Origin of the sequence: Moritella yayanosii (genome assembly GCF_900465055.1) — a bacterium.
In the GTDB taxonomy this organism is placed as follows: Bacteria; Pseudomonadota; Gammaproteobacteria; order Enterobacterales; family Moritellaceae; genus Moritella; species Moritella yayanosii.
In genome coordinates, this window is the sequence record NZ_LS483250.1 from 3,231,908 (window position 1) to 3,246,791 (window position 14,884).

Annotated in this window: 17 protein-coding genes and 1 pseudogene; 14 read left to right on the forward strand and 4 right to left on the reverse strand. The window is 40.1% G+C overall.

Annotated features, from left to right (window positions below; genetic code table 11):
- Positions 1–15: 15 nt before the first annotated feature.
- Positions 16–1,050 (reverse strand): CDP-glycerol glycerophosphotransferase family protein, encoded by a 1,035-nt coding sequence (locus MORIYA_RS14995; protein WP_112718627.1) that lies wholly within the window; start codon positions 1,048–1,050, stop codon positions 16–18.
- A 313-nt stretch (positions 1,051–1,363) separates the two neighbouring features.
- Between MORIYA_RS14995 and glpE the strand changes: the two genes are divergently transcribed.
- Genes glpE through hldE form a run of 3 tightly spaced genes read left to right on the forward strand, consistent with a single transcriptional unit; the run spans position 1,364 to position 3,981 of the window.
- The gene (gene glpE, locus MORIYA_RS15000) at positions 1,364–1,684 is read left to right on the forward strand and encodes a thiosulfate sulfurtransferase GlpE (protein WP_112716398.1); all 321 of its coding nucleotides are present in this window, start codon (positions 1,364–1,366) and stop codon (positions 1,682–1,684) included.
- Between the two features lie 9 nt (positions 1,685–1,693).
- On the forward strand, positions 1,694–2,542 hold the full coding sequence (gene glpG, locus MORIYA_RS15005) for a rhomboid family intramembrane serine protease GlpG (protein ID WP_112716400.1): 849 nt from the start codon (positions 1,694–1,696) through the stop codon (positions 2,540–2,542).
- A 17-nt stretch (positions 2,543–2,559) separates the two neighbouring features.
- Positions 2,560–3,981: a bifunctional D-glycero-beta-D-manno-heptose-7-phosphate kinase/D-glycero-beta-D-manno-heptose 1-phosphate adenylyltransferase HldE gene (gene hldE, locus MORIYA_RS15010; RefSeq protein ID WP_112716402.1), complete on the forward strand. Its 1,422-nt coding sequence runs from the start codon at positions 2,560–2,562 to the stop codon at positions 3,979–3,981.
- Between the two features lie 86 nt (positions 3,982–4,067).
- On the opposite strand, the gene MORIYA_RS15015 is transcribed toward hldE, so the two are convergent.
- Positions 4,068–4,466: a flagellar basal body-associated FliL family protein gene (locus MORIYA_RS15015; RefSeq protein ID WP_112716404.1), complete on the reverse strand. Its 399-nt coding sequence runs from the start codon at positions 4,464–4,466 to the stop codon at positions 4,068–4,070.
- A 173-nt stretch (positions 4,467–4,639) separates the two neighbouring features.
- On the opposite strand from MORIYA_RS15015, the gene MORIYA_RS15020 reads away from it, so the two are divergent.
- The gene (locus tag MORIYA_RS15020) at positions 4,640–5,236 is read left to right on the forward strand and encodes a chorismate--pyruvate lyase family protein (protein WP_112716406.1); all 597 of its coding nucleotides are present in this window, start codon (positions 4,640–4,642) and stop codon (positions 5,234–5,236) included.
- A 17-nt stretch (positions 5,237–5,253) separates the two neighbouring features.
- Entirely contained in the window at positions 5,254–6,114 is an 861-nt protein-coding gene (ubiA, locus tag MORIYA_RS15025; protein WP_112716408.1) for a 4-hydroxybenzoate octaprenyltransferase, read from the forward strand.
- A 106-nt stretch (positions 6,115–6,220) separates the two neighbouring features.
- On the opposite strand, the gene plsB is transcribed toward ubiA, so the two are convergent.
- Positions 6,221–8,656 (reverse strand): glycerol-3-phosphate 1-O-acyltransferase PlsB, encoded by a 2,436-nt coding sequence (gene plsB, locus MORIYA_RS15030; protein WP_232011638.1) that lies wholly within the window; start codon positions 8,654–8,656, stop codon positions 6,221–6,223.
- Between the two features lie 197 nt (positions 8,657–8,853).
- Here plsB and lexA point away from each other — a divergent pair, with 197 nt between their 5' ends.
- The 8 genes and pseudogenes from lexA to fghA all read left to right on the forward strand — a co-directional run bounded on the left by lexA (position 8,854) and on the right by fghA (position 14,022).
- Positions 8,854–9,477, forward strand: coding sequence for a transcriptional repressor LexA (lexA, locus tag MORIYA_RS15035; RefSeq protein ID WP_112716412.1), 624 nt, complete (start codon positions 8,854–8,856; stop codon positions 9,475–9,477).
- 345 nt (positions 9,478–9,822) lie between these two features.
- A pseudogene (locus MORIYA_RS15040) lies at positions 9,823–10,184 on the forward strand (response regulator).
- 2 nt (positions 10,185–10,186) lie between these two features.
- Complete coding sequence (locus MORIYA_RS15045) at positions 10,187–10,939, forward strand: Hpt domain-containing protein (protein ID WP_232011639.1); 753 nt, start codon at positions 10,187–10,189, stop codon at positions 10,937–10,939.
- Between the two features lie 266 nt (positions 10,940–11,205).
- On the forward strand, positions 11,206–11,343 hold the full coding sequence (locus MORIYA_RS21440) for a hypothetical protein (protein ID WP_232011640.1): 138 nt from the start codon (positions 11,206–11,208) through the stop codon (positions 11,341–11,343).
- Positions 11,344–11,377: 34 nt separating this feature from the next.
- Positions 11,378–11,536 (forward strand): methyl-accepting chemotaxis protein, encoded by a 159-nt coding sequence (locus MORIYA_RS21445; protein ID WP_269461246.1) that lies wholly within the window; start codon positions 11,378–11,380, stop codon positions 11,534–11,536.
- A gap of 143 nt (positions 11,537–11,679) precedes the next feature.
- Positions 11,680–11,859 carry a hypothetical protein gene (locus MORIYA_RS21450; protein ID WP_232011641.1) on the forward strand — a complete coding sequence of 60 codons (180 nt, stop codon included), beginning with the start codon at positions 11,680–11,682 and terminating at the stop codon, positions 11,857–11,859.
- 131 nt (positions 11,860–11,990) lie between these two features.
- Entirely contained in the window at positions 11,991–13,121 is a 1,131-nt protein-coding gene (locus tag MORIYA_RS15055) for an S-(hydroxymethyl)glutathione dehydrogenase/class III alcohol dehydrogenase (RefSeq protein WP_112716414.1), read from the forward strand.
- Positions 13,122–13,176: 55 nt separating this feature from the next.
- The gene (gene fghA / locus MORIYA_RS15060; protein WP_112716416.1) at positions 13,177–14,022 is read left to right on the forward strand and encodes an S-formylglutathione hydrolase; all 846 of its coding nucleotides are present in this window, start codon (positions 13,177–13,179) and stop codon (positions 14,020–14,022) included.
- Positions 14,023–14,080: 58 nt separating this feature from the next.
- Here the strand turns inward: fghA and trmL are convergent, their stop codons facing one another.
- Complete coding sequence (gene trmL, locus MORIYA_RS15065) at positions 14,081–14,545, reverse strand: tRNA (uridine(34)/cytosine(34)/5-carboxymethylaminomethyluridine(34)-2'-O)-methyltransferase TrmL (protein ID WP_006030983.1); 465 nt, start codon at positions 14,543–14,545, stop codon at positions 14,081–14,083.
- A gap of 79 nt (positions 14,546–14,624) precedes the next feature.
- Between trmL and MORIYA_RS15070 the strand changes: the two genes are divergently transcribed.
- Positions 14,625–14,861: a hypothetical protein gene (locus tag MORIYA_RS15070; protein WP_112716418.1), complete on the forward strand. Its 237-nt coding sequence runs from the start codon at positions 14,625–14,627 to the stop codon at positions 14,859–14,861.
- Positions 14,862–14,884: the final 23 nt, after the last annotated feature.

The window sequence follows — 14,884 nt, forward strand, 5'->3', positions numbered from 1 at the left end:
TGGTTCAAGTCGGCACTATTTAAACTTATAATATGCGTGTGAACGTCTTATTTTTAATTTTCTTAATAAGTTTAATGGTTTTGATTTTTCTGCTGGTATTTGAATGCATTGCTCTACGGCCTCGAGAATACGTTCACTTGCACTACCATCTGTATAGGGATGGACTTGCTGATTGTAACCTTTTATTAGCTGATGTAATTCTTGACTTGGCTGAGATGCGAGGTCTAATGCTTGCTCAAGCTTGTCTGCATCGGTAATATTAATGATATAATCCCCAGGTTCTTTATTGTCGAAGGTGACCGCGGGCTTATTCAACAGCAAAAACTCAGACACGACAGATGATGTATCTGATAGTAAGATGTCAGATTGTTGTAGTGATAATGTAATATCCCTGTTGTTATCAAAAGAAAGGTTGGGACCAGAAAGTTTTTTATACTTTTCAACGGTCTGTGGATCTTCTTTAGGGTGGAAGCGGATTTTCCAATTAAACCGACCTGTTTTGCTTAATTGCGCTATTTTTGCGTACAACGCGCCTGTACTTGTCAGGGATTTAGAGAAAGTAGGGGCATATAATATCTGTAATTTATCTTGCTGCTCTTTGTCTATCTCAGTTGTTGAGAATAAAGGGTCTAATTTAGACCAACCCGTTTCAATGACATTATAGTAAGGGTGTTTAAGACTCAACTGTTTAAACATTTCACTAGTTATTGGGCCGTGAGTACAGTAAAGATCAAAAAATCCTCGTAATCTAAAATGGTCTTTCTTTTTCCACTCTAAGCCATGAAATACTTGAACTTTAATACCGGGGAAGAAATCAGGTACTACATTTCCTGGTACAAAAACTGCCCTTGGATTAAATGTTTTAACGGCGTCAACGGAATCAAGCAATACGCTATTCTCCGGTAAATGCTTTGCGTTGGCCTTGTTACCGTGAATATACCAAGCACTTATGCTTCCTTCTCTTGCAATAGCATCTACGATAGGTTGTAAGATTTCGAAAGAATAATTTTGCTCTACATACATGAGGTATTTATGTTGTGTTTTTGGCATTAGCGTCATTCTAGTATGTTCATTTAAAGGGTTTTCTTTAGTTTAACATTTCCGTTGAAAAATACTGTTGAGTTGTAAATTAAATTACACTTCTACAGGTAAACCTACAGAAATAATTTGAATTGACTAGATATCGATGATGAGTAACTGTTTATGGATGGCAATTAAATTTATTAGCATATTATTTCTCAGAAAATAGCGGGATTTGTGGCGTTCGTGTGACTTTATTTCGATAGCACTTGAATCTATATATGCATATCACCCACAATGTGTATGATTATAATATTTAGCGTATTAAATATAGGGGTAAAGAGTGGATACATTTCAGCATATATCGGTTACACAAGTGCAGGACAAAGTAGCAAATCAGGAACCAATTAAAATTGTCGATATTCGTGACCCTCAATCATTCACCGATGCACATATCGCAGATTCATTGCATCTTACTGACTCAGTGTTAGGTAACTTCATGCAGCAAACTGACTTTGATGTGCCGGTTGTGGTGGTTTGTTATCATGGACGTAGTAGCCAAGGCGCGGCGCAATATTTAGTTGAGCAAGGTTTTGAAGAGGTTTATAGCATGGACGGTGGGTTTGAAGCTTGGCGTCGAGAATGTGCATTTGTATCAACATAGGTAATAGTGATGATCGAGATTGGTGTAATTAATAATCCACGTATGGCGCAGGCTTTTGTGGATTATTTAGCGGTACAAAAAATTGAGGCAAAAGTTGCACAGACAGACGATGGCTTTGCAATTTGTTTACCTGCGATGACCCATGTTGACGTGGCCTCGCAAGAACTTGATTTGTTTTTGGCTGACCCTTACCAAGATAAATACCAAGCGGCTTCTTGGGATGTTGCTGATACGCGTACCGCGAACTTCAGTTATGGCTCAGGTAATATGTTGGCTAATTTTTTGATGCATGCAGGTAAAGTGACGCTGACTGTTTTTGTCTTAAGTGTTGTTGTTTTTGTGGCGATGTATTTCAGTATGTTGACACAAAATGAATTTATTTATGCGGCGCTGCATTTTCCTTTTGAGTTAAGTGCCAACTCACTGAGTGAAATTTGGCGTTTATTTACGCCTGCGATCATGCATTTTTCAGTTTTACACCTGGTATTTAATTTATTATGGTGGTGGTATCTTGGTGGCCAGATTGAAAATAAGCTAGGTAGTAAAAAATTGTTACTGTTGTTTCTAGTTGCCGCGTTAATACCCAATATCGGCCAGTTTTTATTATCCGGTCCTAATTTTGGTGGTTTATCGGGTGTGGTTTATGCGCTGGTCGGTTATATTTGGTGGACTGGTTGGTTAGCGCCCGCACAAGGTCTTAATTTACCTAAACCTTATGTTGGTTTTATGCTGGTTTGGCTGGTGCTAGGTTTCTTCCCAATATTTGGTCTCAATGTTGCCAATGCAGCACATGTACTTGGTTTAGTGGTTGGTTGCGGCCAAGCATTTTTAGACCATAAATTTAAATCTTTTAATTAGAAATTATCGAGAGAATAATGGAAATCATTTTACCTGATTTTACTAAAGCGAGTATTTTGGTCGTTGGCGATGTCATGTTAGATCGTTATTGGACGGGCGATTCGAGTCGTATTTCTCCAGAGGCGCCAGTGCCTATTGTTAAAGTGAATAATGTTGAAGATCGTCCCGGTGGTGCTGCTAACGTGGCGCTTAACCTTGCGGCTTTAGGTGCGAGTGCAAAACTGTTAGGTTTAACGGGTAATGATGAAGCGGCACAAGCGCTATGCGGTAAAATGAATGCTGTTGATGTTATTTGTGATTTTTTGCAATTAGATGATTACCCAACGATCACTAAATTACGGGTATTAAGCCGTGGTCAGCAAGTGATTCGATTAGATTTTGAAGAATCTGTTGCGGCGGTGGACACGCAACCGCTTGTGGCTAAAACCATTGCTAACTTGGCCGATTATTCTGTGATGATTGTGTCGGACTATAATAAAGGCGCTTTGGTTGAAGTGCAACAAATGATCCACGCAGCAAAGCAACAAGGCGTTAAAGTTTTTGTTGATCCAAAAGGCTGTGATTTTGGAAAATACCGTGGTGCGACCTTGTTAACGCCAAATTTATCGGAGTTTGAAGCCGTTGTTGGGCATTGTCAGAGTGAACAAGAACTGGTTGAAAAGGGCCGTCAGTTAATTGCGCAACATGATTTTGAAGCGTTACTGGTTACGCGTAGTGAAAAGGGCATGACGTTAATTCGAGCAGAGCAAGATGAGTTTCATTTACCTGCATTAGCACAAGAGGTGTATGACGTGACGGGTGCGGGTGATACGGTTATTTCGATATTAGCAGCAGCGGTATCTGCTGGCTCATCATTAGAACAAGCTTGTGCACTTGCAAATGCGGGTGCCAGTGTTGTCGTTGCTAAGATTGGTACGTCGACTGTGAGCCCGATGGAATTAGCAAATTCAGTGTATGGTTCGCACGAAAGTGGCTTTGGTGTATTAAGCGAAGAACAGCTAAAAATTGCGGTTAAATCGGCTAAGTTACGTGGCGAAAATATTGTCATGACCAATGGGTGTTTTGATATTCTGCATGCGGGTCACGTGTCTTATTTAAATTCCGCGCGTAAATTAGGCCAACGTTTAATTCTGGCGGTTAATTCGGATGCTTCTGTGCGAGGGTTGAAAGGCGTTGGTCGTCCGATCAATACTTGTGCTCGTCGGATGACGGTACTTGCTGCTTTAGGTGCTGTGGATTGGGTTGTGGAATTTACAGAAGAAACACCTGAGCGTTTAATCTCTGAATTACTACCTGATGTATTAGTTAAAGGTGGCGATTACAAAGTGGAAGAAATCGCTGGGCATAAACAAGTATTAGCGAATGGTGGCAAGGTTAACATTTTACAATTTGAAGATGGTTGCTCTACAACTGCGATCATTAATGCGATTAAAGGTTAATGCTATTTAAGATAATGAGCGATCAGTTGATTGTTTTGACGCAGTAAATGGATACGGAGTAGGCGACGCGGCGTACTCCTTTTTTATTACATTAATAAATATTTGGTAAATAATAGATTTTCAATAACGGCCTCACCAGTCTCTTGTTTCAGTAAGTTGTTCACTTCATTTTGGATCTCTTTTCTGATCTCTTCTCGACCAGTCAGGGAACGTAAATGCTGAGGTGATTGTTGACCCAATAATGAAATTATTTTATCTCTGATCAAGGGTTCATGCATTTCAATAATATCCAAACCGTTATTGTCAGCTAGCATAAATTCTACAGCGACACTGATAAAACCAATCTTGTTCGTTTCACTGGTGTAGTTAGTAATAATATCGGGTTCTAAACCGAAATAAATATACACAGGTTGGTGATCGTTAGCTGATACGGCGGTGGAGAGTGGAGCTGTGAGCATACTTAATAGCCAGAATAATTTATTCATTTACCGTATCCTTCGTAAAATGAGAGATGAAAAAACAAGGTTGTGACTCAGTATACTCATTTTCAATTGATTAATGACATAAATCAGCCAACAAGTTGCGTCCTTGCTTACAATTTTGAGCTGAATAGCAGATAATTACGCCTGATCTTGTTGTTAAAAAAGTAATTTATACTATGTCTGAAAATATAAATAAGAAGCGAATAAGTTCGTTGTCGTTACCAAACTATCCGATTGGCTGTGAGTCTAAATGGCGATGGCCTACCATATTAGAAGATAGACTATCTGCGCGCCTTTATGATTGGTTAGTTGATACTGGTTCACTAACAGCAAGACTGAAACAATATTGTCAGGAATTTACGGTTGAAATATTAACGGAAGGCAATTATCCATTATCTGATGATGAAAAGATAAAATTAAACTTAGTTGAAAATGTTGGTTTTGTGCGTGAAGTACTGTTAAAACTGGACGGTACCCCTTGGGTTTTTGCGCGTAGTGTGATGCCGCTTAATATGTTGACAGCGCCTGGTGGTGAACTAGATAAATTAGGTAATCGGTCATTAGGTAGTGTGTTATTTAGTGCTCCCGATATGCAGCGCAGTGAAATTGAAATTGCTGAGTTTGATGCTCAGAGTAACGTATATGGTTTATCTTGCCAGTTAACGTCAAGCCTGAAAACATCATTATTTGGTCGGCGTTCATGTTTCCTGCTCGGTGGGAAATTATTACTGGTATCCGAAGTGTTTTTACCCGATGCATTGGCATATAAATAAAAAAGGACGTTAAGTATATGTCGTTCATGACTGTCAAAATGAAAGATTACATCCAGCTTACTCGTGTAGATAAACCAATTGGTACCCTGTTGTTATTGTGGCCTACGTTGTGGGCGCTGTGGATAGCGGCGGAAGGATTACCAAAATTAGATGTATTGCTAGTATTTACATTGGGCGTGATCTTAATGCGCGCGGCAGGTTGTGTTATCAATGATTTTGCCGATCGACGTGTTGATGCTCATGTAAAACGCACTGAGAATAGACCGCTTGCCGCTGGACGTATATCGAGTCGTGCGGCGTTGATACTTTTCTTTGTCTTGACTTTATTGGCATTTTTGCTCGTACTCACCATGAATAAATTGACGATAATATTATCGTTTGTGGCAGTGGGTCTTGCCGCGTGTTATCCGTTTATGAAGCGCTATACGCACTTGCCACAAGTGGTATTAGGGATGGCATTTGGTTGGGCTATTCCGATGGGGTTTGCGGCGCAATTAGATTTAGTACCGAATTATGCATGGTTATTATTTGTCGCTAATATTTTATGGACCGTGGCGTATGACACCTTATATGCCATGGTGGATCGTGATGATGATTTAAAGATTGGTATTAAGTCTACGGCGATATTATTTGCCGAGAAGGATAAATTGATTGTCGGTTTATTACAGTTATCATCCTTATTATGCCTTGGTATGCTGGGGTGGTTATTAGTATTACCTAACGTGTATTTTATGGGGTTAACGATAGTCGCTGGCTTGTTTGTTTATCAGCAGAAATTGATTGTTGATCGTGACAGAGCATCTTGTTTTAAGGCGTTTTTACATAATAATTATGTTGGTATGGTTATATTTGTGAGTCTGTTTTTAAGCTACTTGTAAGTGTTTAATGCTTATGACCAATAACAAAAAAGGAGCCGCAGCTCCTTTTTTGTTATTGGTCATAAGCAATACAAAGATCGCGTTATATCAACGAAATACCCATCGCTTAGACTTCGTTAGATTGCTGACTCAGCATCACATCCGATATTGTTTGTTTTACTTCGAGGGTTGTTAAACCTCGCACAACATTCGCGAGCGGACTGATCTTATCTGCTTTTACGGTACCTGCATCTGACAAGTAATGTAATTCTTGCAGTTTATTGATAAAGATAGCAAATACTTTTTTATCAAAGAACTCCGGTGCACTGACGCCATTAAGCGAGGATAAACGCTCTGCAATCAGCTGGCTGCGATCTTCCAATTTTGTTCTTTCAATCACTTGGTCATGCTCTAATACGGTCAGTACAATGGCATAACGTTGTAGTGTTTCTTGAATACTTGCTGCTAGTAATTTGATCGACATCAGGCGTTCAGTTACCGGTGTGATTACCCCTTCTTGATTACGGATTAAACCTTGTTGTTGCATTTCAGCTAATGTGTTAGAGACGCACGTACTCAATTCATCTGCGGCATATTTCAAGAATAGCTCAGCTTGAATTAACGGGTACAGTTGGTAAACCTTGGCATTAATTTCTTTTATACTGGTTTGCGCTTTCTCTGTCACTAACGCAGCAATTAATGACGGCAGTGCAAACAGGTGTAAAATATTGTTCCGGTAGAAAGTTAATAGCACCGCTTGTTCGTATGACATAGATAGCATTTGTCCTAAGCTATCTTCACGTACGGTGAATTTTTTCAGTGCGATCGCTTGGTCGAGAATTTCTTCTGCACTGTTTTCCGGCAAGGTACTGAATTCGCTATATGGATTATTACGCAATAGCTTTAAATAACTATCAATTTGTTTAACTAAAATTTCTCGGCTCAATGCCTTGTGTGGCGCAGCGTGTAAAATTAATGCGCAAATAGTTAAGGCGTTTACTGCCGCTGCACTGTTGATATTCACCATTACTTGATTGGCGAGTTCACGGGTTGTTTGGTTTAACCAAGCAGGTTGTTCATCAACGGGCATGTTCATGTCATCACGCCAGTTTTTCACGTGTTTGTTTAAATATTGGTTAAGGTTGATTGGCTCACCAAAGTTAACAAATGCTTGGCCGTAATTTTTAAGTTTTTTGGCGATCCCAAATATTTGGAATACACTTTCTTTTTTCTTATGGGCACCGGATAATTCTTTTACGTAGGTACTCACTTCCATCACATGATCGTAACCAAGGTATACTGGAACTAATGTAATCGGTCGGCTTTGATCTCTTAACATCGCTTGTAACGTCATGTTAAGCATGCCGGTTTTTGGTGGTAATAAACGGCCGGTACGGCTGCGGCCACCCTCAGTAAAGAATTCAACAGAATAACCTTTTGAGAATAATAAGCTGAGGTATTCTCTGAAGATTGTTGCATAGAGTTTATTACCCTTAAACGTGCGGCGTAAGAAAAATGCACCACCACGACGGAACATCGGTCCAGCAGGGAAGAAATTAAGGTTAATGCCGGCGGCAATGTGTGGGGGGATCAAGCCTTCATTGTAAATAACATAAGAAATAAGCAAGTAATCCATGTGGCTGCGATGGCAAGGCATGAAGACAATTTCATGACCATCAGCGGCCAGTTTACGCACTTGTTCGGCGTTGTTAACCTTGATACCACTGTAGATCTTATTCCATATCCAGCCCAGAAAATTGCTGGTGTTTTTTACAAATTTATAAGAAAAATCACTGACAATTTCATCGATATAATCATGGGCCCGTTTTTCCGCTTTTTGCGCTGAAATTTTTTGTTCTTCGATTTCAACTTGGATGGCTTTTTTAACTTCTGGATTACGCAGCAGTTGTTCAAATAATTGATAGCGATTTGGCAGTTTCGGTCCCGATGCGGCTAGTTTTTGACGACTGAAGTGGATCTTGGCGACACGAATTAATTTTTGCGCAAGTTTTTCATCACTACCATGCTGATCGGCCATGAAACGTAGTGATACGGGTTTATTAAAACGGACTAAGTTGTCTTTGCGGTTAAGGCCAACAATGAGGGTTTTCCGTAAACGACTTGGAGAAATACTGTTCGCTAATGACAGTAGTGGTACTTGACCTTCTTTACCCGGTGCGCGGCCCCAAAATAATGAGACGGGCATTAACTGAATATCAAGGACTTTATCATCTTTGTGTAAGCGTAATAATTGTTGAAATTCGTTAAAAAACACGTTTTTATCTTTTACTTGGCCAAACAGTGGCGCAGGGTTATCTAAGCAAACATAACTGGGAATGATGACGCCATTCACTTTAATTGGCGTAAGAGGGTCTGGTAAGCCTCGTTCTTTACAGGCACGTTGTAATGCGACCAGATCTGTCATCGATTTAGTTTTCAAAACATAAACAATAGGACGCGTTAAATCTAACTTTAGTGCATCAACTGGATTGTCTGGTACGTATTGAGATTTAACTAAGCCGTTAACGAAACTTCGAATTAACATTGACGGTGTTTGTTGCATAAGTGGTATCATTCTGTTGATTAAAGTGCGAGAGTGCTTACTCTAATAATATCAGATGTGTAGTCATAAATCTGTGTTTAAGCGTCGGTCAGCGATTAATTCATTATTTTCCAGATATCCCCACTACTAATATTGCAAACTTGATATTACTGTATATAATTACAAGAAACTGTATATAAAACCAGTTAGGGTTCATGATGAAAGCATTGACAAAAAGACAAGCAGAAGTACTTGAATTAGTTAAACAACATATTAAAAATACTGGTATGCCACCGACCCGAGCTGAAATTGCGAAGGAACTTGGTTTTCGTTCACCTAATGCGGCGGAAGAACATTTAAAAGCATTAGCACGAAAAGGTCATATTGAAATTCTAGCGGGCACCTCACGTGGTATTCGCTTGTTGGTTAATGCTGAAGACGCCAGCAATGATAAGGGTTTACCTTTAATCGGACAAGTTGCTGCCGGCGAACCAATTTTAGCGCAAGAGCATATTGAAACGCACTACAATATCGATCCATCGATGTTCACGCCAAATGCAGATTTTTTATTGCGGGTACGCGGTGAGAGCATGCGTAACATTGGTATTATGGATGGTGATTTATTGGCGGTACATAAAACCAAAAATGTCAGTAAAGGCCAAGTTATTGTTGCACGTGTTGATGATGAAGTCACCGTTAAACGTTTTGAGCAACAAGGCAATGAAATTTTATTACATCCTGAAAATGATGAAATGAGCACAATACGTGTCGATTTAAATTGCCAAAGTTTTGACATTGAGGGGGTTGCTGTCGGTATTATTCGTAATACAGACTGGATGTAATCACACTTATCTCAGCTACTTTGAAGGGAGATAGTTAATATTCTCATTATTGACTATCTCTATCTCTATATTTTGTCCTCCCGATGATGCTGTAATTTATAGAAACCATTTCCAATTCTGTTCTCAGATCACAGTTCTTTGTATTGCCTGCTTATTTATAAAATCTTTTCCTATACTCAACACGAGTTATAAAATAATTAATGAATTTATTTTCTGTGACGTTTGCGTAAATACAGGATTAGTTTATGGAACAAAACCCTATCGCCATCGGAGAAATTTATGACGGTGGTGAAAGCGTTAGGATTTGAAACCGACTTTAATTATGCATCAATGTGAGGATCTGTAATGAAACGAATATTAGCGGTAGATGATTCGGTATCCATTCGTGAAATGGTGCTGTTTACTTTAAAACAGGCGGGTTACCAGGTGGACTCTGCCGTCGATGGTGTTGATGGGTTAGCAAAAGCTAAAAGCGGAAACTTTGATCTTATTATTTCAGATATTAATATGCCACGGATGGACGGCATTAGCTTAATCAGTAAATTACGTAGTGAAAGTGCGTATAAATTTACGCCAATCCTAATGTTAACGACGGAATCGGATACAGATAAAAAATGGCAGGCAAATCTGCAGGTGCAACAGGCTGGATAGTGAAGCCATTTAACCCAGAAAAACTCATTGCTACTGTCAAAAAAGTATTGAGGTAAGCATGGATATTGATCTTAAACAGTTTCAACAAGTGTTTATTGAAGAGTGCCTAGAAGGACTGGAGGTGATGGAAGCTGAACTGCTAAAGTTACATCCTGGCTCGGTAGATAGCGAAGTCATTAATACCATTTTTAGAGTCGCTCACTCAATTAAGGGCGGTGCAGGCACATTCGGATTTCATCAATTAACGGCATTTACCCACGTAGCCGAAACCTTACTTGATGATTTTCGCGCAGAAAGACTGCCCCTTATCGATGGTCATATTAACCTTTTTTTACAAACAGTAGATTGTTTAAGAGCGTGGGTCCAACTGTTAGCTGATGATTCGGAATCAATTCCTGATGCGGCAGAAAGCCTAAAGCAGCAATATAATCAATTCTTACAACGTGATGTTAATCAGGACGTATTATCTACGGGGGATGAGCCGCTCGCTAAATCGAAGCCGCCAGCGATGAAGGGACTCGACGATGGTGATTGGTTGATTCACTTTGTTCCCGGGCAAGATATTTTAAAACAAGGTAACGAGCCGCGTTTAATTTTTGTTGAGTTACAAGATATGGGTGAACTTAAGGTGATGCCTAAACTTGACAATGTACCTTTGTGGAATAATTTATCACCTGAAGATATCTATGTAACTTGGGATCTTGAATTAATCAGTCAGGTAAGTGAAGTGCAAATAAAAGAAGCCTTTGAGTGGGTCGAAGATGAATCAACCATTACCATTACAGCGCAGGTATGCGATCTCAATCAATAGCAAGTGAGGCATTGGCTACTGATAATAAGGTGTTAGCAGAGTCGATGCTTTAATTAACTATGGTTGGCGAAGTGGTGAGATTATTGTTGAGATCCGAGATGATGGCCGAGGGTTAAACAAAGTGAAGATCCATGCCAAGGCTATTGAAAAGGGTATCGCGAATAAAGATCAGCGTTATAGTGATAATCAAATCGATGAATTTATATTTTCGTCTGGTTTTTCAACCGTCGAAACGGTGAGTGATATCTCTGGGCGTGGGGGTTGGTATGGATGTCGTAAAGCGTAACATTGAATCGCTCGGTGGTGATATTAAAATTGAATCGACGGCGGGTGAAGGCAGTTGTTTCTCGATCCGTTTACCGTTGACGCTGTCTATTACGTATGTCAGTAGAGCAAAGCAATGAGGCGGTAAATAAGATCACAGTGATGGAAAGCCAAATGAATAATATTAATGGGCTTGTTGATAATGCACAGAAAATCGCTAGTCAAACTAATTTACTTTCCTTGAATGCCGCCATTGAAGCGGCTCTGGCTGGTGAGATGGGTCGTGGTTTTGCCGTTGTAGCACAAGAAATTCGATTATTATCGGATACTTAAAATAAATTTAATGAGGAGATCAGAGCACAAGTGACACAAGCGCGGTTACACCAAGAATTAATTAAATTTGCACAGTTAGAAGTCTGCAGGTTGAAGATATTATCAGCCAATTATCGAAACATAATATATTGCAAGCGGAGAATATGAAACAAGTATTACTGGCCTGTAGTGAGTTGTTATCTACAGAGGAACATGCCGAACAAGATATCTTTGTTGATAAACTGAAAGCTGCCGCGGAACAGTTCAAACAGCAGTCACTGCAAGTGCAAAACAAGACGATTAGTTCGGGGTATTTTTCTTGCTTTTTTATTGTTACACCTTAGCAAAAGTGATTTGTGTTTTAATGGTATTATCATTTCTGTGTAAATGAATATAATGAGCGCCATACAGTATGACTGACCTAATATATAGATAGGTATTACGGCATATTAATTTTATCCCAATGGAGATGAACATGACTGACAAATTTATTAAATCTAAAGCCGCGATTGCTTGGGGCCCAAATCAACCACTATCCATTGAAGAAATAGATGTAATGTTACCAAGAAAAGGTGAAGTGTTGGTTAAGGTTATCGCTTCTGGTGTCTGTCATACCGATGCATTTACATTATCGGGTGATGATCCAGAAGGTATTTTCCCTGTCATTCTTGGTCACGAGGGTGGTGGTATCGTAGAACAAATTGGTGAAGGCGTTACCAGCGTGCAAGTCGGCGATCACGTTATTCCTTTATATACGCCAGAATGTGGTGAATGTAAGTTCTGTAAATCAGGTAAAACAAATCTTTGCCAACAGATCCGTGAAACACAGGGTAAAGGTTTAATGCCTGATGGTACGACGCGTTTCTATAAAGACGGTCAGCCAATCTTCCATTATATGGGCTGTTCAACATTCTCTGAATACACGGTATTACCAGAAATATCGTTAGCGAAAGTGAACAAAGCCGCGCCGCTTGAAGAAGTATGTCTCCTTGGTTGTGGTGTCACAACGGGGATGGGCGCGGTAATGAATACGGCGAAAGTGGAAGAAGGTGCTACAGTTGCCATCTTCGGTTTAGGTGGTATTGGCCTTTCTGCGGTTATCGGTGCAACAATGGCGAAAGCAAGTCGTATCATTGCGATTGACATTAACGAAAGTAAATTCGAACTAGCGAAAAAATTAGGTGCCACAGATTGCATCAATCCAAAAGATTATGACAAACCTATCCAAGACGTTATCGTTGAACTTACTGACGGTGGTGTAGATTACTCGTTCGAGTGTGTTGGTAACGTTGATTTAATGCGTTCGGCATTAGAATGTTGTCATAAAGGTTGGGGCGAATCAGTCATTATTGGTGTTGCCGGTGCAGGCAAAGAGATCTCAACGCGTCCATTCCAACTGGTAACTGGTCGTGTATGGCGTGGTTCTGCATTTGGTGGTGTTAAAGGCCGTACCGAGTTACCTGATTACGTTGAACGTTACCTACAGGGTGAATTTAAGTTAAGTGATTTCATTACTCATACTATGGGTCTGGAAGATATCAACGAAGCATTTGACTTAATGCACCGCGGTGAAAGTATCCGCAGCGTGATCCACTTCGATAAATAATTATCATATGCCCCGTTATTTATCGTCGACATAGCGGGGCGACTAAAGGTTTGTCATGTCTATAGAAGTTGTTAGTAGTAATAAAATGTTTGGCGGTTGGCAGCATCAATATAATCATGCGTCGAGTGTATTAAACTGCCAGATGCGTTTTTCTGTGTATTTACCACCGCAAGCATCAAATATGCGTAAAGTACCTGTGATGTATTGGTTGTCTGGCCTGACGTGTACGGATGAGAACTTTATGCAAAAAGCCGGCGCTCAGCGTATTGCGGCAGAACTGGGTATTGCGATTGTGGCACCGGATACGAGTCCGCGTGGTGAGGGTGTACCTGATGATGTTGAGCAAGCGTATGATTTTGGTTTAGGTGCTGGATTCTATGTAAATGCCACACAAGCACCGTGGAATACGCATTATCAAATGTATGACTATGTGCTCAATGAATTACCAGCATTAATTGAAGCTAATTTCCCGGTGACACAAGAGCGTGTGATCAGTGGTCATTCGATGGGTGGACATGGTGCGTTAGTGATGGCACTGCGCAATCCTGAGCGCTATCGTTCCGTGACGGCATTTAGTCCGATTAGTAATCCAATCAATTGTCCTTGGGGACAAAAAGCATTACAAAATTATCTCGGTAAAGATAAAGCAACGTGGCAACAATACGATGCGAGTTTACTGATGGCGAAAGCGGATAAATTTGTACCTGCGATGGTAGAGCAAGGCAAAGATGATTCATTTTTGGATGAGCAACTTAAGCCGAACATGTTGACAGCTGCGGCGGAGAAAAAGGGTTATCCTCTGACACTGGAAATGCATGATGGTTATGATCATAGTTACTATTTCATCGCCACATTTATTGAAAAACATATGCGTTTTCATGCGGCGAATTTAGCGAAATAAGGATTATACATAATCTTATGATAAGGGTGGTGGATCTCGTATCTATCCCCCTTTCTGGTCATTTTGAACCGGCAAAACCCAGCTGGCGCCAGCTTTCATAGATAAACACAGATACCGCGTTAGATAAATTCATACTGCGACTCTCTGGTAGCATCGGAATTCTTACCTTTTGCTCTTGTGGCAATGTATCGAGTACTTCTGGCGGTAGACCACGTGTTTCAGGTCCAAATAATAACACATCACCGGCTTGATATTGCGCTTCATGATGGTATTTCGTGCCTTTGGTGGTACAGGCGAAAATACGCGCATCCCCCACACAATCTAAAAATGCTTGATAATTAGCATGACGTTTTACGTCTGCAAATTCATGATAATCCAGTCCCGCCCGTTTTACCCTTTTATCATCCCACTCAAAGCCAAGCGGTTCGATTAAATGCAATTTGAAACCAGAATTGGCACAAAGGCGAATGATATTACCTGTATTAGGTGGGATCTCAGGTTCGAATAGTGCTATCTGTAACATAATAAAGTCTCAGTTCAGGGTTATATAACGTGGGTACTTTGCGTAGAATAGCAAATTTAACAACCTAATGGTAAAAGTGATGAAAAAGCGTAGTACTTTGATCGTAGCAGGCTTGATTATATTAAGCGCGATACCTTTTAGTTTAAATATTTTGATTAATATGTTCTTTGCAGATCTAGATACAGAAATGTATGAGAAGAAAAAGGCCCGGGTGGAACAGCGTCGACAAATAGAAAAGATGTTCCCTGAGTTAAATACTAAAGATCCATTACGTCCACAATTCACTCTAGATAACGTGGCAGAAGAGAAGCAATAATCGACTTATCATCTATATTGTTC